At 64.5% G+C, this 20,336-nt stretch carries 15 protein-coding genes; 5 read left to right on the top strand and 10 right to left on the bottom strand.

The annotated features are described in order from the left end of the window. Positions 1-25 precede the first annotated feature (25 nt). Positions 26-3,637, bottom strand: a complete 3,612-nt coding sequence (locus V6M61_RS13925; RefSeq protein ID WP_332777173.1) for an indolepyruvate ferredoxin oxidoreductase family protein — start codon at positions 3,635-3,637, stop codon at positions 26-28. 182 nt (positions 3,638-3,819) lie between these two features. Between V6M61_RS13925 and V6M61_RS13920 the strand changes: the two genes are divergently transcribed. The 5 genes from V6M61_RS13920 to V6M61_RS13900 all read left to right on the top strand — a co-directional run bounded on the left by V6M61_RS13920 (position 3,820) and on the right by V6M61_RS13900 (position 10,078). After that, entirely contained in the window at positions 3,820-4,305 is a 486-nt protein-coding gene (locus V6M61_RS13920; protein WP_332777172.1) for an Lrp/AsnC family transcriptional regulator, read from the top strand. 234 nt (positions 4,306-4,539) lie between these two features. Further along, positions 4,540-5,742, top strand: coding sequence for an efflux RND transporter periplasmic adaptor subunit (locus V6M61_RS13915; protein ID WP_332777171.1), 1,203 nt, complete (start codon positions 4,540-4,542; stop codon positions 5,740-5,742). 32 nt (positions 5,743-5,774) lie between these two features. Next, a complete protein-coding gene (locus V6M61_RS13910; protein ID WP_332777241.1) occupies positions 5,775-7,946 on the top strand; it encodes a MacB family efflux pump subunit in 2,172 nt (723 codons plus the stop codon). 8 nt (positions 7,947-7,954) lie between these two features. Beyond that, entirely contained in the window at positions 7,955-9,373 is a 1,419-nt protein-coding gene (locus tag V6M61_RS13905) for an efflux transporter outer membrane subunit (protein WP_332777170.1), read from the top strand. Between the two features lie 78 nt (positions 9,374-9,451). Continuing rightward, on the top strand, positions 9,452-10,078 hold the full coding sequence (locus V6M61_RS13900) for a hypothetical protein (RefSeq protein WP_332777169.1): 627 nt from the start codon (positions 9,452-9,454) through the stop codon (positions 10,076-10,078). A gap of 38 nt (positions 10,079-10,116) precedes the next feature. On the opposite strand, the gene V6M61_RS13895 is transcribed toward V6M61_RS13900, so the two are convergent. From V6M61_RS13895 to V6M61_RS13855, 9 genes are all read right to left on the bottom strand, one after another. Next, the gene (locus V6M61_RS13895) at positions 10,117-11,124 is read right to left on the bottom strand and encodes a Bug family tripartite tricarboxylate transporter substrate binding protein (RefSeq protein ID WP_332777168.1); all 1,008 of its coding nucleotides are present in this window, start codon (positions 11,122-11,124) and stop codon (positions 10,117-10,119) included. A gap of 66 nt (positions 11,125-11,190) precedes the next feature. Next, complete coding sequence (locus V6M61_RS13890; RefSeq protein WP_332777167.1) at positions 11,191-12,393, bottom strand: amidohydrolase family protein; 1,203 nt, start codon at positions 12,391-12,393, stop codon at positions 11,191-11,193. 10 nt (positions 12,394-12,403) lie between these two features. Continuing rightward, positions 12,404-13,849, bottom strand: coding sequence for an amidohydrolase family protein (locus tag V6M61_RS13885; RefSeq protein WP_332777166.1), 1,446 nt, complete (start codon positions 13,847-13,849; stop codon positions 12,404-12,406). A 9-nt stretch (positions 13,850-13,858) separates the two neighbouring features. After that, complete coding sequence (locus V6M61_RS13880) at positions 13,859-14,842, bottom strand: ABC transporter ATP-binding protein (protein WP_332777165.1); 984 nt, start codon at positions 14,840-14,842, stop codon at positions 13,859-13,861. Beyond that, positions 14,839-15,864, bottom strand: coding sequence for an ABC transporter ATP-binding protein (locus V6M61_RS13875; protein WP_332777164.1), 1,026 nt, complete (start codon positions 15,862-15,864; stop codon positions 14,839-14,841). Before V6M61_RS13875 ends, V6M61_RS13880 begins: the two co-directional genes overlap by 4 nt. A 2-nt stretch (positions 15,865-15,866) precedes the next feature. Beyond that, positions 15,867-16,781, bottom strand: a complete 915-nt coding sequence (locus V6M61_RS13870) for an ABC transporter permease (RefSeq protein WP_332777240.1) — start codon at positions 16,779-16,781, stop codon at positions 15,867-15,869. A gap of 19 nt (positions 16,782-16,800) precedes the next feature. Further along, positions 16,801-17,769: an ABC transporter permease gene (locus V6M61_RS13865; protein WP_332777163.1), complete on the bottom strand. Its 969-nt coding sequence runs from the start codon at positions 17,767-17,769 to the stop codon at positions 16,801-16,803. 59 nt (positions 17,770-17,828) lie between these two features. Then, positions 17,829-19,415: an ABC transporter substrate-binding protein gene (locus V6M61_RS13860; RefSeq protein WP_332777162.1), complete on the bottom strand. Its 1,587-nt coding sequence runs from the start codon at positions 19,413-19,415 to the stop codon at positions 17,829-17,831. A 71-nt stretch (positions 19,416-19,486) separates the two neighbouring features. Continuing rightward, complete coding sequence (locus V6M61_RS13855) at positions 19,487-20,227, bottom strand: aspartate/glutamate racemase family protein (protein ID WP_332777161.1); 741 nt, start codon at positions 20,225-20,227, stop codon at positions 19,487-19,489. Between the last annotated feature and the right edge of the window lie 109 nt (positions 20,228-20,336).

Raw genomic sequence — 20,336 nt, 5'->3', positions numbered from 1 at the left:
ACCGATGGCCAGGTTTCGGCAAGTTTCAGGCCACTTTTTGCGGACGGCGGGCGCCGGCCGGCTCGAACGCCTGCATCAGGCCGGCCCATTGCAGCCTGGCCGTTTCAACATTGCGCTCCTTGATGTGGCCATAGCCCTTGATGAGCTCCGGAATGCGGGCAATTTCCACGGCAGCGGCGTGCTTGCCGAGGTCGAGGCTTTTGAGCACGGTCTCGATGCTGGCCCGGTAGTCTTCAATCAGCGCCCGCTCCATTTTCCGTTCGGCACTGCGGCCAAACACGTCCAGCGGCGTGCCGCGCAGGCCCTTGAGTCTGGCCAGCACGCCAAACGCGGTGCGTATCCAGGGGCCAAACGGCTGCTTGATCAACTCGCCCTTGTCGTTTTTCTTCGCCGTCAGCGGCGGCGCCAGGTGGTGCACCAGCTTGTACTCGCCCTCGAACATGCCGGCGATCTTGTCGGTGAACGCCTTGTCGGTGTGCAGCCGCGCCACCTCGTACTCGTCCTTGTAAGCCATCAGCTTGAACAGGTAACGGGCCACGGCTTCGGTCAGCGTGGTTTTGCCCAGCGGCGCTTCCACGGCACGCACCTTGTCGACAAAGGCCTGGTAGGTCTGCGCGTAGGCGGCATTCTGGTAGCCGCTCAGGAATTCGACGCGTTTGCCGACCATTTCGGCCAGCGAGGGCTTCTTGACGAACTCGATCACCTGCGCGGTCTTGAACAACGCCTGCACCGCGGCCAGGTCGTGCGCGCAGCGCCGGCCCCATTCGAAAGCCGCCTTGTTGTTGTCCACCTGCACGCCGTTGAGTTCGATGGCGCGCATCAGCGCGGCGTGCGACAACGGCACCCGGCCTTTTTGCCAGGCAAAGCCCAGCATCAGCGGGTTGGTGTAGATCGAGTCGCCCAGCATCTGCACCGCCACCTGCTCGGCGTCAAAAGTGCCGATCAGCCCGGCGCCCACTGCGGCGCTGACGGCGCTTTCGCAGTTGCCGCCCGGGAACTGCCAGTCGGGGTTGGCGACAAACGCCGCCGTTGGCGTGCCGTGCGAGTTCAGCGCCACATAGGTGCGGCCGGGCTGCATCACCGCCAGCGTGTACTTGTTGGCCGCCACGATGGCGTCGCAGCCGATCACGAGGTCGGCCTTGGCGGTATCGACCTTGGTGGTGTAGATGGCCTCGGGCCGGTTGGCGATCTGGATATGACTCCAGGTCGCGCCGCCTTTTTGCGCCAGGCCGCCGGCATCCTGCGTCACCACGCCCTTGCCCTCGATGTGGGCCGCCATGCCCAGCAACTGACCGATGGTGATGACGCCGGTGCCGCCCACGCCACCGACCACAATGCCCCAGGCGCTCTCGGCCACCGGCAGCACGGGCTCGGGAATCCCCGGCAGGGTCGACAGGTCACCCTTTTTCTCCTTCTTGGGCTTCTTCAGCTGGCCGCCTTCGACCGTGACAAAGCTCGGGCAGAAGCCCTTGACGCAGGAGTAATCCTTGTTGCAGCTGCTCTGGTTGATGCGGCGCTTGCGGCCAAACTCGGTTTCCAGCGGCTCGACCGACAGGCAGTTGCTCTGCACCGAGCAGTCGCCGCAGCCCTCACAGACCAGCTCGTTGATCACCACGCGCTTGGCCGGGTCCACCATGCTGCCGCGCTTGCGGCGGCGGCGCTTTTCGGTGGCGCAGGTCTGGTCGTAGATGATGATGCTGGTGCCCTTGAGTTCGCGGAACTCGCGCTGGATGCGGTCCAGCTCGTCGCGGTGGTGCACGGTCACGCCGGGCGGCAGCGCCATGACCAGCTCGGGGTGGCCTGCGCGGGCCGGGCTGACGGCCGTGCGGCCGCTGTACTTTTCGGGCTCGTCGGTGACCACGACCATCTTGACCACGCCCTCGGCCCGCAGGCTGTTGGCGATCTGCAGCACCGAATGCCCCTCGGGCCGCTCGCCGACCTGCTGGCCGCCGGTCATGGCCACCGCATCGTTGTACAGAACCTTGTAGGTGATGTTGACGCCGGCGGCAATGCTCTGGCGGATCGCCAGCAGGCCGCTGTGGAAATAGGTGCCGTCGCCCAGGTTGGCAAAGACATGCTGGTCGGTCGTGAAGGGCGCCTGGCCGACCCAGGGCACGCCCTCGCCGCCCATCTGGGTGAAGGTGCTGGTGCTGCGGTCCATCCAGGTGGCCATGTAATGGCAGCCGATGCCGGCCACGGCGCGTGAACCTTCGGGTACGCGCGTGCTGGTGTTGTGCGGGCAGCCGCTGCAAAACCAGGGGGCGCGCTCGCCGGTGTCGGCCTTGACCTCGGCCAGGGCACGCTCGCGCGCCTCGATGATCGTCAGACGGGCATCCATGCGCGCCGCAATGTCGCTGGACACACCCAGTTTTTTCAGGCGCTTGGCAATCGCCTTGGCGATGATGGCCGGCGTCAGGTCGGCCTTGGCGCGCAGCAGCCAGTTGTCGCTGGGATTGGGCATCGACCATTCGCCGCCCGACGAGTCGCCCTCGGGCTCGTCAAACTTGCCCAGCACATGGGGGCGTACGTCGGCGCGCCAGTTGTACAGCTCTTCCTTGAGCTGGTACTCGATGACCTGGCGTTTTTCCTCGACCACCAGGATCTCCTGCAGCCCTTGGGCGAAGTCGCGCGTGATGGTGGCCTCCAGCGGCCACACCACATTGACCTTGTGCAGGCGGATGCCCAACTGGCGGCAGGTGTCGTCGTCCAGGCCCAGGTCGTTCAGCGCCTGGCGCGTGTCGTTGAAGGCCTTGCCGCTGGCGATCAGGCCGAAACGATCCTTGGGGCCGGCGATCACGTTGTAGTTCAGCTTGTTGGCACGGATGTAGGCCAGCGCGGCATACCACTTGTAGTCCATCAGCCGCGCCTCCTGCTCCAGCGGGGGGTCGGGCCAGCGGATGTGCAGGCCGCCCGCAGGCATCTGGAAGTCTTCGGGCAGGATGATCTTGACGCGGTCCGGCTCGATTGAGACCGAGCTGGAAGACTCCACCACCTCCTGGATCGTCTTCATGCCGGACCAGACGCCCGAGAAACGGCTCATCGCAAACGCGTGCAGCCCCATGTCGAGGATGTCCTGCACGCTGGAGGGAAAAAATACCGGCAGGCCGCAGGCCTTGAAGATGTGGTCGCTCTGGTGCGCTGCCGTGCTGCTCTTGGAGATGTGGTCGTCGCCGGCGATCGCGATCACACCGCCGTGCCTGGCGGTGCCGGCCATGTTGGCGTGCTTGAACACGTCGGAGCAGCGGTCCACGCCCGGGCCCTTGCCGTACCAGATGCCGAACACGCCGTCGAATTTTTTGCTTTGCGGATACAGGTCCAGCTGCTGCGTGCCCCAGACCGCGGTGGCGCCCAACTCTTCATTGACGCCGGGCTGGAACACGATGTTCTGCGCCGCCAGGTGCTTCTTGGCCGCCGCCAGCGCCTGGTCGTAGCCGCCCAGCGGCGAGCCGCGGTAGCCGCTGACGAAACCCGCCGTGTTGAGCCCGGCGATGGCGTCACGCGTGCGCTGCAGCATGGGCAGACGCACCAGCGCCTGCACGCCGCTCATGAAGGCGCGGCCGTGGCCCAATGAATACTTGTCGTCCAGCGTGACGCTTTCCAGCGCTTTGCGGATGTGCTCGGGTAGCGGGGCGTTCATGTTCGTGGGTCTCCAGATTGTTTGTCATGCCGCCGGGCAAGCAGCGCAAAACGCGACCCTAGCGGAGTAGGGAGCGGCCTCTAATCAACTGGAAAGTGTATGCCCGGTCGCCTGATATGTCTTTGCTTTTTATGCCTGATTAAAGGCGTTAAAAGAAAGGATATTGCTTATAATTATCAAAAATGGAAACACTTGACAAGTTTGACATCGCCATCCTGAAAGAGCTGCAAACCGAAGCGCGCCTGACCAACGCCGAACTGGCTTCGCGCGTGGGCCTGTCGGCGGCGCCTTGCTGGCGGCGCGTGCGGGCGCTGGAAGAGTCGGGCTTCATCACCGGCTACCGGGCTGAAATCAACCGCCACAAAATCGGGCTGGGCGTGCTGGCCTTCGTGCGGCTGGATGCCGAGCGCAACACCGGCGATGCCACGCGCCTGCTCGAAGAGGCCATCAAGAAGCTGCCGGAAATCGTCTCCTGCCACTACATCAGCGGCACCGGCACCTTCGAGCTGCAGGTGGTGGCGCAGGACCTGGAGGCTTTCAGCAAATTTGCGCTGCAGAACCTGATCAACCTGCCCTATGTGAAAGACCTGCACACCAGCTTTTCGCTCGGCGAGGTCAAGGCCAGCAGCGCGCTGCCGCTGGGGCATTTGAGCCGCAACACGACCTGACCCGTCGTTTGAAGCCAGAAATTCAAGCCTTTTAGGCCTTCAGCCCGTGCAAAATATGCTCAAACAGCTATTAATTTAATAGCAAAATAAGACCTGCAAGGGTCGCAGCCGGTGCGGATTTAACTATCTTTACCTGCACTTTGCCTGCGCACGATGAAGCCGTGCGGCGTCGCTTGTAAAGTCAGGACATTGGGACAATCGGCACGCCCCTTGAACCTGGAAACCGCTCTGCACATGCTCAAACTCAACCCCCAAGTCCGGCGCTACGGCCCGATGGCGCTGGCCCTCCTCCTCACAGTGGCAGTGGCTGTGGCGGCCAAGCTCTACTTTTTCCCGTCCGCCAAAAAGTCCGAATTCGTCACCGCCACGGCAGCGCTGTCCGACTTGGAGCAGTCGGTGCTGGCCACCGGCACGCTGCAGGCGTTCAAGCAGGTCAGCGTGGGCGCGCAGGCCTCGGGCCAGGTCAGGTCACTCAAGGTGGCGCTGGGCGACGCCGTCAAAAAAGGCCAGCTGGTGGCCGAGATTGACTCGATGAAGCAGCAAAACGACTTGCGCAACACCCAGGCCGCGCTGGACAGCGCCCGCGCCCAGCTGGCTTCCAAACAGGCCGCGCTGAAACAGGCGGAGCTGGCGTTCAGGCGCCAGCAGGAACTGCTGGCGCTTGACGCGATTTCGCGCGAGAGTTTTGAGCAGGCCGACGCCAAGCTGGAGACCACCCGCGCCGAAATCCGGGCCACCGAAGCCCAGATTGCGCAGGCCAAGATTGCGGCCGATACCGCGCAGGTCAACCTCGGCTACACCAAAATCCTCGCGCCCATGGACGGCGTGGTGGTGGCCATCGTCACGCAGGAAGGCCAGACCGTCAACGCCAACCAGAGCGCCCCCACCATCATCAAGCTCGCGCTGCTCGACACCATCACGGTCAAGGCGCAGATCTCCGAAGCCGATGTGGTGCGCGTCAGGACCGGGCAAAAGGCGTATTTCACGATTCTGGGCGCGCCCGAGAAGCGCTACTACACCACGCTGCGCACCATGGAGCCGGCGCCCGATTCGATCGCCAAGGAAGACACCAGCTCGTCCAGCAGTTCGGCGTCGGCGATTTACTACAACGGCCTGCTCGATGTGCCCAACACCGACGGCCGCCTGCGCATCTCGATGACGGCGCAGGTCTATATCGTGCTGAACGAGGCCAAGCAGGTGCTCACCATTCCCGCCGCCGCCCTCGGTGAACGCGGCCGCAAGGGCATGACGACCGTGCGGGTGCTCGGCGAGGACGGCAAGGCGCTTGAGCGCCAGGTCAAGGTCGGCATCAACAACAACGTCAACGCGCAGATTCTGGAAGGCCTGGCGGTCGGCGACAAAGTGGTTACCGGTGAGGCCCCCGCCGCCGGCAGCCAGCCGCAGACCGGCCGGCAAATGCCGCGCATGAGGTTCTGAGCATGGCCCGCGCCACCAACCCGGAAGACGCCATGGGCAGCGTAGCGGCAGCCGCTGCCGGCGTGGAGGCCACGCCCTTGCTGGTGCTCAAGGCCCTGCGCCGGGAATTTCCGGCCGGTGACGAGACCATCGCCGTTCTGAAGGATGTCGACCTCACGATCCAGTCCGGTGAAATGGTGGCCATCGTCGGGGCCTCGGGCTCGGGCAAGTCCACGCTCATGAACATTCTGGGCTGCCTGGACCGGCCGACGACCGGCTCTTACCGCGTGGCCGGCCGCGAGACCGGCCAGCTCTCGGTGGACGAGCTCGCCGAGCTGCGCCGCGAACATTTCGGCTTCATCTTCCAGCGCTACCACCTGCTGCCCGACCTCCATGCCCTGGGCAATGTGGAAGTGCCGGCGGTCTATGCCGGGCGCACCCGGCAGGCCCGGCATGCGCGCGCGGCGGCGCTGCTGACGCGGCTCGGGCTGGCCGACCGCATGCACCACAAACCGGGCCAGCTCTCGGGCGGCCAGCAGCAGCGCGTGAGCATTGCACGCGCGCTGATGAACGGCGGCCACGTGATCCTGGCCGACGAGCCCACCGGCGCGCTCGACAGCCACAGCGGCGCCGAGGTGATGAAGATCCTCGAAGAGCTGCATGCCGAGGGCCACACCATCATCATCGTGACGCACGACATGCAGGTGGCCCGGCACGCCGACCGCATCATTGAAATCAGCGACGGCGAGATCGTGGCCGACCGCCTACGCGACCCGGACGCCGCCATCACCAGCGCAGCGCTGGCGCCGCCGCCCGTCAGCGAACGCAGCGAAGGGCCGCCCCGAGCAAGTTCAGCCCCCGAGGGGCTGACGCCCGCGGCTCGCGGTGGTGCGTCCAGCGCAGCACACGAAGTGAAAAGCGTGGGGGCCAGTTCCACCGCCGGGCCGCCCCAAGGTGGAACAGCCCCCTCGGGGGGCAGTGCAGCACACGAAGTGGCAAGCGTGGGGGCACAGAGTTGGCAGGCGATCTGGGGCCGTTTCACCGAGGCTTTCCACATGGCGCTGCTGGCCATGCATGCGCACCGCCTGCGCACCTTTCTGACCATGCTGGGCATCATCATCGGCATCGCCTCGGTAGTCTCGGTGGTGGCGCTGGGCGAGGGCTCGCGCCTGCAAATCCTGAAAAACATCAGCGCCATCGGCACCAACACCATCGAGATTTTTTCGGGCAGCGGTTTTGGGGACCAGCGCGCCGCCCGCGTGCGCACGCTGGTGCCCGGCGATGCCCAGGCGCTGGCAGAGCAGGCTTATGTCGACAGCGTCACGCCCACGGTCAACAGCTCGGCCACCTTGCGCTACGGCAACATCGCGGTCACCGGCACCATCAACGGCGTGGGCGAGCAGTATTTCCGGGTGCGCGGCGTGCAGCTGGCCATGGGCCGCACCTTTGACCAGGGCGGCGTGGCCGCCATTGCCCAGGAAGTGGTGATTGACGACAACACGCGCAAGCAGCTGTTTCCCGACACGCGCAACCCCGTCGGCCAGGTCATCCTGCTGGGCAGCGTGCCCTGCCGCGTGGTGGGTGTGGCCAAAAAGAGCGAGTCGGCGTTCGGCAACCAGGAGGCGCTCAACGTCTGGGTGCCCTACACCGCCGTCATGCGCCGCGTGACCGGCCAGAACCACCTGCGCAGCATCACGGTGCGCGTCAGCGACGAGGTCTCGACCGAAGCGGCCGAGCAGGGCATCAACACCCTGCTCAAGCAGCGCCACGGCGTGCAGGACTTTTATGTGCTGAACACCGACACGATCCGCCAGACGATTGAAAGCACGACGAAAACCATGACGCTGCTGATCTCGGCGATCGCGCTGATCTCGCTGATCGTGGGCGGCATTGGCGTGATGAACATCATGCTGGTGTCAGTGACCGAGCGCACGAAAGAGATTGGCGTGCGCATGGCCGTCGGCGCGCGGCAAAGCGACATCCGCCAGCAGTTTTTGATCGAAGCCGTGCTGGTCTGCTTGCTGGGCGGCATTCTGGGTATTGGCCTGTCGCTGCTCACGGGCGTGGTGCTGGAGGCAACCGGCAGCAGTTTCACGCTGGTCTACTCCACGCTGTCCATGGTCGCGGCCTTTGTCTGCTCGACGCTGATTGGCGTGATCTTCGGCTTCCTGCCGGCCAGCAACGCGGCGCAGCTGGACCCGGTGGACGCGCTGGCACGGGAATGATGAAAGACATGAACCACTCCACACGCACCCGGCGCGCGACACGACGCCTTTCGGCCTGCATGGCGGCGGCGCTGCTGCTTGGCGGCTGCGCCTCCTCGTTCAACCCGCCTTTCGAGGCCCCCGCCACCACCGTACCGGCCCAGTACACGCACGCCAGCGCCAATACAACCAGCAGCCCCGGCAGCAGCGACCCCTGGTGGACCAACTTTCAGGACCCCGCGCTGAACCGGCTGGTGGACCAGGCCCTGCAACGCAACAACAACCTGGCCGCCGCCGCCATTCGCGTGCGCCGGGCCCAACTGCAGGCCGGCCTGGCCGACAGCAAGCTCGGCCCCCAGTTCAGCGCCAGTGCCAGCGTGGGCGCCAGCCGCCGGCTCGAGTCGGGCGCCAGCACCACGCGCAGCAACAGCGTCTCGCTGGGCGCCAGCTACGAGCTCGATTTGTGGAACAAGCTGGGCAGCCAGCGCGATGTGGCCCAGTGGGAGGCCCAAGCCACGGCGCAGGACCGCGACAGCACGGCGCTGGCCCTGACGGGCACCACGGCACGGCTTTACTGGCAGCTGGGGTTCTTGAACCAGCGGCTGGCGTCGAGCGCGCAAAGCATTGCCTACGCGCAAAAAACCTATGACCTGGTGCAGGCGCAGTACCGCGCTGGCGCAGTCTCGGGTCTGGAAGTCGCCGAAGCGCAGCAAAGCCTGGCCAGCCAGCAAGCCAGCCAGACGCAGTTGCAGCAGCAGGCGGTGGAAGCCGCCACGGCATTGGCCCTGCTCTTTGACGGCCCGCCCGGCACCCGCTACGCCGACCCGAAAACCCTGCCCGAAACGGTATTGCCACCGGTCAACGCCGGCCTGCCCACCGAGCTGCTGGCCCGCCGCCCCGACCTGCGCGCGGCCGAGCTGCGCCTGCGCAAGACCTTCACCAGCATGGACGCAACGCGCGCCAGCTACTACCCGGCCCTGACGCTCACGGGCAGCCTGGGCTCCTCCAGCACGGCGCTGGCCCAGGTGCTGCAAAACCCGGTGGCCGCCCTGGGGCTTGGCTTGACCCTGCCGTTTTTGCAGCGCACCCAGATGAAGCTGGACATCCAGGTGTCCGAAACGCAGTACGAGGAAGCCGTGCTCAATTTCCGCCAGACGCTGTACACCGCCCTTAGTGACGTGGACAACGCGCTGTCGGCACGCCAGCAGCTGGGCGAGCAGGCGGTGCTGCTGGAACAGTCGCTGGCCGCGGCACGCAGGACCGAGCAGCTCTATGAAATCCGCTACCGCGCCGGCTCGGTGGCCTTGAAGACTTGGCTGGATGCGCAGGAAAAACGCCGCAACGCCGAGATCGCCCTGGCCGAAAACCGGCTGAACCGGCTCATCAACCACGTGACGCTGTACCAGGCGCTCGGCGGCGATGCCCAGGCCCTTGCAACGCCCCGTTGACGCGCCGGCCAAAACGCCCTAAAACGCAACATGGCCAACACCTCCAGCTGTCTTTGGGCTCTTTGCTTGATGCCTTTTATGGCTCTAGCCGGTACCGTACATGCGCAAACAGCTATCAATTCAATAGCAAATAACGAGGCCTTGCCATTGCGCAACCTGCAGATTGAAGTGCGGCAGCTGCGCCAGGACAGCCAGTCCCAAACGGCCATCGCCGCCCAGGGCGGCGTGATCCTGCAGCCGGGCCATTCGGGCGGCAGCGTCAACCTCTCGGCGCAGGCCGACCAGCGCAGCAAGCAGCGCGACCTGGTGCAGCGCGTGCTGGCGCTCAACGGCCGCCCGGTCAACATCAACCTGGGCAACGCCACGCCGCTAAGGCTGGTGCAGGCCTTGGTGCAAAACGGCATGACGCGCTACGTCGCCGGCACCGTATGGATTGAAGCCAACAGCGGCTTTGCGGCCCGCCCGGTCTGGCGCGGTGGCGACAGCGCCGAGATCGAACTGGCCGCGATACAAACGACGCGAACCACAAGCTCGCTGCCGTCGGCTGCCGCCACCAGCACCACGCTGCTCGCGCCGCTGGGTGAATGGGTCACGGTAGCCGAGACCGATGACGTGTCGGCGGGCAGCAGCTCGGGCCTGACATCGGGCGGGCAAACCGGCGGCCGCAGTGCGGTGACGGTGCAGTTGCGGCTCTCCGTGCGTTAGAGCCTGCTCACTCTCTCCACGCGCCCGCCCCACGCTGGTTAGCTGCTGGCTTTCATCGCGGCGGGCGCGATGCTCTGGACGCGCTTGACTTCGTCGCGGATCCGCTGCGTCAGCGCCTGCGGGGTGCCGCCCTGGGTCTCAACCCCGGCCTTCTGGAGTTTTTGCCAGACGGCCGGCTCGCGCAAGACCTCATTGAGCTCCTTGTTCAGGCGGGCCGTGATGGCAGGTGGCATTTTGGCGGGGCCGAACAAGCCGTTCCACAGGCTGATGTCATAGCCCTTGAGCGCCGGGGTTTCCGACAGGGACGGAATTTGCGGCGCCGCGCGGGAACGGCTCAGCGTGGTCACGCCAAGCGGCACCATCTTGCCGGCCTCGATATGCGGCAAGGCGGTCGGCGTCATGAAAAAAGCCAGTTCAATGTTGCCGCCGGTCACGTCGATCGCCATCTGGGCCGCACCCCGGTAAGGTACGTGGGTGATTTTGGTCCCGGCTTTCTGGTTCAACAGTTCCCCGGCCACATGCAGCACGGTGCCCACGCCGGACGAGGCGTAGCTCAGTGAGCCTGGCTCACGCTGGGCCTTGAGCAGGGCTTCGGGCGCGGTCTTGAGCCCGGCTTTGGGGCTGGCCACCAACACCATGGGCACATCGCCCACCAGCCCGATATGCGTGAAGTCGGTTTCTCCGTTGTATTTGACGGCGGGGTTGAACAGCCGGGCAATCGACACTTCGCTGCCCGATGCCATGAACAGGGTGTAGCCGTCCGGCGCGGCATTGACCACCTTCTGGCCCGCAATGGTGCCGCCCGCGCCGCTGACGTTTTCAATCACAACCGGCGTGCCCAGGCGTTTGCCCAGCGGCTCGGCAATGGTGCGTGCAATCATGTCGGCGCTGCCGCCGGCGGGGAAACCCACCACCAGGGTGATGGGGCGGGCAGTTGGCCAAGACTGCGCGTGGGACAGGCCGGCCAGTGCCGGGACCACCGTCATGATCGCGAGCGCGCAGGCGCGGATCAGGGCGTGACGTTTGGATTGAAGAAGAGCTGACACCGGAGGCCTTTCAGGTTGGCGTGAATGTGGAGATGAATAGAGAAGCGGATGGCTCGATTAGCCGGCTCACTCGCTGTCGGGCAGCAATGCGCGCCCATCACGGGCGACCACGCGGCCGCGCTTGAGCACCATCCGGCGCGCCGGATGGTAGGCGACGGCCTCGGCCGCCGTTTCGGCCTCGACCAGCACCAGGTCGGCGGCCGATCCAACCGCCAGGCCATAGTCCGCCAGGCCCATCACCTGCGCGCCGCCATAAGTCGCCATGCGCAGGGCGATTTCAATGCCTGGATCGTCCCGGAATCCGCTGCGGTAGGCCAGCAGGAAGGCGCGCTCGAGCATGTCGCCGTTGTTGAGCGGACTCCAGGTATCGCGAACGCCGTCCGAACCCGAGAACAGCCGCACACCGCGCTCGTGCAGCAGGCGTATCGGCGGGAAGGGTGTGGGGCCCGCTGGTGCGTGGGTCATGATCGCGATGTCGTTCTCCAGCAGCAGCGCGATGAGGGACTCCAGGCGCGCAGGCTCCACCCCGCCAAGGCAGAACGCGTGGCTGATCGCGACCTTGCCGGCCAGGCCGAGGCTGCGGGTACGTTCGGCAATCATTTCTATCGTCACCGCTCCCAGATCGCCGCGATCATGCAGGTGAATGTCGATGCCGCAACCGTACCGGCCGGCAATGGCGAAGATCCCGTCCAGCTGGCCTTTGGGGTCGCGGTCGACACCCACGGGATCGAGTCCGCCTATCACTTGCGCGCCATCGCGCACGGCCTGCTCCAGCAGGTCGAGCGTGCCGGGCCGGATCATCACGCCCGTTTGCGGGAAGGCCACCATGTCAATGTCGATCCAGTCGCGATGCTTGTCGCGCATCGCCTGGACCCCGTGCAAGTGCGCCAGCCCGACGTCGGGCCCCACATCGACATGGGTCCGCACATGGGTGGTCCCGCAAGCAATCAGGCGCCTGAGCAGCCGGGCGCTCTGGACTTCGGGCGACAGACCGAGGGCGCCAAGGACCTGCCGCTCGTTTTCGATCTTGTCCATCAGACTGGGGCCAGCCTGGTGCGGATGCCATGGCGTGCCCCAGAGTGTCTTGTCGATATGCGCGTGCGCATCCACCAAGCCAGGAATGACCAGGCAGCCACGGGCGTCCACAATGTCTGCCCCCGGCGCGGCGGGGAGATCGGGGCCCATCGCAGCGATGCGGCCATTCCGCACGGCAATGTCGGCGCTCTGGCCGCCCCAGGGCCGGCCGCCCCGTATCACTAGGTCTTGCATAGCTAATCCTTCAATAATGACTGGCACGCCACAAGCGGGCGGGCGACTCGGTCAAGTGGCGCAGCCCGCTGCGATCGAGCATGCGCTCAGCGGCTTCATTCACGCCCTCCAGAATCTCGCTCTCGTTGACGGTCAGCACCTGGCGGTCTTGCATCAGGATACGGCCATTGACGATGGTGGTGCTCACATCGGCCGCGTTGGCAAAGCAGGTGACGCGGTAGACCGGCATGTTCAGCGGCATCAAATGGGGCTTGAACAGGTCCACCAGGATGATGTCGGCTTTCTTGCCGGCTTCCAGCGAGCCAATCTCATGGTCCATGGAAAGCGCCCGCGCGGCATCAATCGTCACCATCTCCAGCACCTTGCCATGCGGCAGCACACCGGCATCGCGAAAATGCCGGCGGTGGTAATGCATGCACTGCGACATGTGGCGGAACATGTCGTAGCCGCGATCCGGGGCGGAACCATCGGAGCCAATCGCCACGGTGATGCCCGCATCAATCAGCTCGGGCACCGGGCAGCGGCCGCGTATCGACATGATGGCACTGGGGTTGTGCACGATGCGGGTGTCGGTGTCCCGGGTCACCGCAATGTCTTCTTCCGTCAGGTCAATGCTGTGCGACATGAACGATGTCGGGCCCAGCAAGCCCAGCTCACGGTGCGCCAGCGCCAGCGTGCCGGTGCGGTGGCCGTCCTGCGTGAAGGTCAGGCCGCGCGCCTTGGCCAGGCCGAAATAATCCCTGGCCTGGCGATGAAACTCATCGCGCAGCAGGACATGGTCCGGCTCGTGCATGGGCGCAAACACCGGCAGGGTGATGGCAATATTCAGGCGGCCTTCCGCACGGCCATGGTTCTCGTCAATGATCTTGTTGCAGACCTCCAGCATCGTGGCCGCGTCAATATCGCGTGCCGTTGGCGGCTCGGTGGCCCAGTCCACATAGCGCGTGGGGGCTGCGGGCCGTGAGGGGCCCACCGCCACCACCGAACGGGTGCCGGCGCGCTCCACCGCATCGCAGTGGGCCTTGGCGTATTTGGGGTCGTCCACCCGCATGATGGAGTCGCCGCCGCCAAACAAAGACACGCCCGTCGTCACGCCCGCCTTGAGGCGTTCCAGCGAGGTCATGGCTGACTCGGCGCGCCAGAACTGCTCGTCCGACGCCGAGGTGTAAATCACGGCGCAGGCGTCCGACCAGGCATTGGTGTTGCCCGCGCCCATGGTGCGCAGCATGCCGTGCCCGGCATGGGCGTGGCTGTCGATCAAGCCCGGCAGCACGGCCTTGCGGTAGGCGTTGATGGTTTTGGTGGCCGTGAAACGGGCACGCAATTCGGCCGTCGTGCCGACGGCCACAATGCGGTCGGCCTTGACCGCCACGGCACCGTCTTCAATGACGCGGCGTTGCGCGTCCATGCTGATGACGGTGCCATGCTCTATCAAAAGGTCTATGTTTTCAATCATGGGGGCAACTCAGGCAAGTGAAAAAGAAGAGGCGGGATGGGCCGCGCCCGGCATGAAACGCACGGGCTGGCCGCTGCTGCTGACGGCGTGGCAGGCCACCAAGACACCGTTGTCCAGCGTGCGCAGCGCGGGTGCTTCGCGGCGGCAAATGTCCATGGCCGCCGGGCAGCGCGGATGAAAAGTACAGCCTGGCGGTGGCGCCAGCGGACTGGGCAGCTCGCCCGCCGGAAGACTCACGGCGCGGCGACCCTGGCCGATGCGTGGAATAGCCTCCAGCAGCAGCTGCGTGTACGGGTGGCGCGGCGCGGCAAACAACTCGGCCGTGGGAGCCACTTCAACCAGGCGACCCAGGTACATCACGCCGATCATGGAGGAGACAAAACGGACCACAGCCAGGTTGTGGCTGATGAACAGGCTGGTTAGGCCCTCTTCTTTTTCCAGGCGCTTGAGCAGGTTCAGGATTTGCGCCTGCACCGACACGTCCAGCGCCGACGTGGGCTCGTCGCACACCAGAAAACTCGGCTCACCCGCCAGCGCGCGCGCGATGGAAACGCGCTGGCGCTGGCCGCCTGAAAATTCGTGCGGAAACTTGGCGGTATCGGCCGCCGACAAGCCCACGCGAACCAGCAGGTCTTCCACGCGCTGCTTCACGTCGGCACGCAGGCGCAGATGCTGGAAGGTGATCGGCTCGGCAATTGCATCACCGACACGCCAGCGCGGATTCAGCGAGGCATAAGGGTCCTGAAAAATCATCTGGGTGCGATGCACGCGGCCGTCAAGCGGTGCGCCGAACAACATGGAGCCCGCACTGGCTTTGTCCAGCCCGGCAATCACACGGGCCAAGGTGGTTTTGCCGCAGCCCGATTCGCCCACCAGGCTGAAGGTCGTGCCGACAGGAATCTCAAAACTGACGTTGTCCACGGCGCGCACCGTGCGGCCCTGCGCCTTGAATTCGCGTGACAGGTTTTTGACACTGAGGTAGGGAATGCTCATGCTGCCACTCCTGCTACGCCTGCCACGGCCATGCCCTGCTGGGGGTGCCAACAGGCTACCAGCGCCTCGCCTTCCGGGTGCGGCAACGGCCTCGTGATGACGCACTGCTCGGTCGCATGCTTGCAGCGCGGATGAAAGGGACAGCCTGTCGGCCGCGACGCCAGCCGGGGCATCGCCCCGTCAATCTGCTGCAGCCAGTCGGTGTCACGATCGACCGGCGGGATGGAGCCCATCAGCCCCCGCGTGTAGGGATGGTGCGGCTGGTTGACGATCTGGTCCACGGGCCCGGTCTCGACAATGTGCCCGGCGTACATGACGGCAACCCGGTCGGCGTTTTCAGAAATCACACCCATGTCGTGCGTCACCAACAAGACCGCCGTGCCGCGCTCGCGGCATTGCGTGCGCAGCAGCTCCAACACTTGCGCCTGCACCGAGACATCGAGCGCCGTCGTGGGCTCGTCGGCAATTACCAGATCGGGCTCTGCGCACAGGGCCAGCGCAATCACGATGCGCTGGCGCATGCCGCCCGAGAACTGGTGCGGGTAAGCGTCCACGCGCTCGACCGGTGAAGGAATGCCCACCTGGCGCAACCACTCGATGGCCCGCTCGCGCGCTTCCTCGCGACTCAGGGGAAGGTGGGTGCGCATGGTTTCCGTGAGCTGGTCGCCCACCGTCAGCAGGGGGTTGAGGCTGAGCAACGGGTCCTGAAAAATAGCGCCTATGCGCCGGCCCCGCAGCTTGCGCATGCTGGCGGCAGGCAGCTTGTGAATGGGTTGGCCGTCAAAAACGATGTCGCCGGCGGCGATGTGGGCGGGCGGATCGAGCAAGCCCAGCACCGCCATGCCGGTGATCGATTTGCCGGCACCCGACTCGCCGACGAAGCCGAGAATCTCTCCACGGGCAATGTCAAAGCTCACATCTTCGAGCGCGGTCAGCGCACCGTGTCGCGTCGGAATCTGCACGCACAGGCCGCGCACAGAGAGCAGGGGCGCAGCCCCCGTGGATGCATTGAAAATGGTCATGGTTATTTCAATCGTGGATTGAGCGCATCGCGCAGCCAGTCACCGAACAGGTTGACACTGAGCACCAGGCCGATCAGCAGCAGGCCCGGCAATACCGTGATCCACCACTCACCGGAAAACAGCACCTCGTTGCCCAGGCGGATCAGCGTGCCCAGCGACGGCGAGGTCGCCGGCACGCCCAGCCCCAGAAAGCTCAGCGTCGCTTCGGTCAACACCGCCAGGCCGATGGACAAGGTGGCAATGACCAGCACCGGGCTCAGGATGTTGGGCAACACGTGGCGAAAGAGGATGCGCGCCCGGCCCATGCCGATCAGCCGCACCGCATTGACGTAGTCCTTGTCTTTTTCAATCATGGTGACACTGCGCACCGTCCTGGCGTACTGCACCCAGTTGGCCAGCGCGATGGCCACCACCACGATGAGCAGTGACAACTGCTCGTGCACGGCACGCGGCAGCACCGTGCGCGACAGACCGTCGATCAGCAAGGCGACCAGGATGGCCGGGAAGCTCAACTGGACGTCGGCAGCGCGCATGATGACGTTGTCCAGCCGGCCGCCGACATAACCGGCCACCAGGCCCAGCGTCACGCCCGCTACGAGCGACAACAGGGTGGAAGCGATCCCGACAAACAGCGACATGCGCAGGCCGTAGAGCATCACCGACACCATGTCCCGCCCCTGGCCGTCGGTTCCAAGCAGGTATTTCAATTGGCCGCCTTCGCTCCAGGCCGGTGGCAGACGCGCATCCATCAGGTCCAGCGCGGTCAGGTCGAACGGGTTCTGCGGCGCCAGCAGCGGCGCCAGCAGCGCCATGCCGATGTACACAAGAAGGACCAGCGCGGACAACCAGGCTTCGGGCGAGCGGCCCAGACTCCACGCAAGATCGGATTGGCGCCAGCGGCGCAGGGTCAGCATCATGGTTTTCATGTCGTGTTCCTCAGCGTTGTACGCGCAGGCGCGGGTCAACCGCAAAATACAAAAGATCCACCACCATGTTGATCAGCACAAACAGCAGCGCGATCAGCAGCAGGTAGGCCGCAATCACGGGGACATCGCCAAAGCTGATGGCCTGGATGATCAGCAGCCCCAGGCCCGGCCATTGGAAAACCGTTTCCGTGATGATGGAAAACGCAATCATCGAGCCCAGCTGCAAGCCGGCCACGGTGATGATGGGGATCAGGGTGTTTCTCAGGGCGTGGCGGAAATTGATAGATCGCTCACGCAAACCCCGGGCCCGTGCGAACTTGATGTACTCGCTGCGCAGCACCTCCATCATCTGCGTGCGGGTCAGACGCATGAAAAGGGTCAGCTGGAACAACGCCAGCGTCACGGCAGGCATGACGAGGGATTTCCATCCCGACACAGTCAGCAGCCCCGTGTTCCAGACGCCCAGCAGCACGGTGTCGCCACGGCCAAAAGACGGCAGCCAGTTCAGGGAAATGGAAAACACCAGGATCAGGATGATGCCGGTCACAAACGACGGTACCGAGATGCCGATCAGTGAAATGACCTGCAGGCCCCGGGTCAGCAGTGAGCGCGGGTGCAGTCCTGCGTACACGCCCATGGGAATGCCGACACCCAGTGCCAGAACGGCGGCAATCAGGCTCAGCTCCAGCGTGGCTGGCAGCCGGCTGGCAATGACCCGGGAGACCGGCTCGATATTGCGGTAGGACACGCCAAACTCGCCCTGCACCGCCCGCCCGACAAATTTCAGGTACTGCAGCGGCAAAGGCTGGTCCAGCCCCAGCGATTTGCGCATGGCATCGCGCTCGCTGACCGTGGCATTTTCACCGACCAGATTGCTGATCGGATCGCCTATGAAGTTAAACAGCGCAAACGACAGCATGGACACCAGCACCATCACGATGGCACCGTTGGCCAGTCGACCCAGAAGAAAGCGCAACATCAGTTTGTCTCCCAAGGAGGTGCAGATGGTTTTAAGCACCCATCTTGCACCTTGTTGCTTTACTTCGCGTTGACACGTACCAGCCACAGGCGCAGCTGGTTATCGGGCGCCTGCGCCATGGCAATGCCTTTGCGCGACGCCCAGGTCACCGGCTGCTGGTGCAGCGGAATATGGGACACATCGGCCCGCTCGATGGCCACCGCCTCCTCAATCAGCCTGGCCCGCTTGGCCGGATCGATCTCGCTGGCAATTTGCGGCAGGTAGGCGTCGAACTTCGGATTGGAGTACTTGCCCGCATTGAGCGAGCCTTCCTTGGCAGTACGGGTGGCGACCACGTCCTTGAGCAGACCGTACACATCGGCCATCGGCAGGCCGGCATGCCCCACCATGTACAGCGACACATCATTGGAGTTCAGGCGCACGCTCCATTTGACGGTCGGCTCTATCATCATGTTGGTCTTGATGCCCACCTTGGCCAGCATGGAGGACATCGCCAGGCAAAGCGCTTCGTCGTACACATAACGGTCATTGGGGCACTGCATGCCCACCGTGAACCCGTTGGGATAGCCCGCTTCGGCCAGCAGGGCCTTGGAGGCTTCCGGGTTGTAGGGCAGCAAACGCTTGTTCAGCGCCACCGGTGAGCCGTTGAGAGAGGGTGACAACAGGTTGCCGGCTGGCCAGGAAGCCCCCCGCATGACCGAGCGCTTGAGGGCTTCAACATCGATGGCCTGGTAAACCGCTTTGCGCACGCGCAGATCCTTGAACGGATTTTTGCCTTTGACGTCGCTGTACAGCAACTCGTCGCGGCTCTGGTCCATACCCATGAAGATGGTGCGCAGTTCAGGGCCCTGCACGACATCCAGCGTCGGAACCGACTTCAGGCGCTGCACGTCCTGCAAGGGCACGTTGATGGCTGCGTCAATGCCGCCGCTGATCAGGGATGATGTGCGGGTTGCATCCGACTTGATGGGGGTGAACATGACCTGGGTCAGGTTGTGTTTGGGTTTATCCCACCAGCCGGCGTTGGCCGCCAGCACCGTTCGCGTGTCGACCTCGCGCGAAATCAGCTTGAAGGGCCCGGTGCCGTTGGCGTTGCGGTTGGCAAAGTTTTCCTTTTGCCGGCCCAGATCGCTGGCTTCGACCGCACGGTTTTGCTCGGCCCAGCCCTTGTCCACGACCAGCAGCTGCACCAGCTCGTTGGTCAGGGTGGGCAGGGGGGCGTTGGTCTCCACGTCAACGGTAAACGCATCGACCTTGCGCACATCTTTCAGATCGCTGAGGTTGCCCTTGACCAGCGAGCCCGGCGTGTTGACGCGCTGCCATGAGAACACCACATCGTCGGCGTCAAAGCTTTCGCCGTTGTGGAACTTGATCCCCTGGCGCAGGGTAAAACGCCAGACCGTGGGGCTGACGACTTTCCAGGAAGTGGCCAGGGCGGGCTCAATCTGCAGCTTGTCGTTGAAACGGACCAGCGCTTCATAGATATTGCTGACGAACGCGTTGGTAAAGCTGTTGTTGGTGGAGTGGGGGTCCATTGACAGGGCGTCAAGATTGGAGGACCAGGTGAAGCTGTCGGCGCCTGCCGCCGTCATGGCAAGACCGGTGGCAAGGCCAATCGCACCGCGTTTGAATGTCGAGATCTTCATGGGAATATCCTTCAAGGATGGGGGGTTGAGGTTGGGAGTTTCTCGGGGACAGGGAACGAAAATGGAACCGGTCATGCAGACGGCGCAAACTGCGCCATGGCACCGGTGAAGGGCTTGATCAAAGGCGGTGCGTAATCACCCTGTTTGCTGGTGCGCATGCCCAGGCCCACCAGCGCCTCGGCCAGCTTGACGGCCGCGGTGACACCGTCAATGACGGGAACACCCAGCTGGGCCGTCAGTTCGCTGCACAAGTCCGCCATGCCGGCGCAGCCCAGCACAATCGCGCCGGCACCGTCTTCGGCCAGGGCGCGTTCGCATTCGGCCCTGATTTTTTGTCTGAGTGCGTTGCTCGTCTGCGCTTCCAGTTCCAGCACCGCGATACCGGTCGCCCGCACCCGGCGGCAGCGTGCAGCCATGCCGTAGTCCCGCAGCAGGCGCTCTGCCGTTGCCACCGTGCGCTCCAGGGTCGTGACGACGGAAAATGAGGCCGACACCAGGCAAGCCATCTGCATGGCCGCCTCTGCAATACCGATGACCGGCGCCCTTGCCATTTCACGCGCGGCGCGCAGGCCGGGGTCGCCGAAGCAGGCAATCACGTGGGCATCCACCCCCATGGCCTCACCGGCCTGAATCCGGGCCAGCAGCCCCGGCAGCGCCAGCGCTTCATCACTGGCGCTTTCAATCGATGCCGGCCCGGTGCTCGACTGCACCGCCAGGATCTGCGTCCCGGCAGAAGCCACCTGACGGGCGGCCACCGCCATCTTGGCCGTCATGTCATCCGTCGTGTTCGGGTTGATCAGTTGAATTCGCATATTTTCTCAGATTGTCACAATGAATTTTTCTCAAGCCCCAATGGAAAATCAAGAAAATCCAGCCATATTTTCAGTTGTATGAATTTATTGTGACATTAAATTATGAAAT

Source organism: Polaromonas sp. (genome assembly GCF_036676035.1).
Lineage (GTDB): Bacteria > Pseudomonadota > Gammaproteobacteria > Burkholderiales > Burkholderiaceae_C > Polaromonas.
Note: the sequence above shows the minus strand (reverse complement) of the source record. Positions and strands in the feature narration are given on the sequence as shown.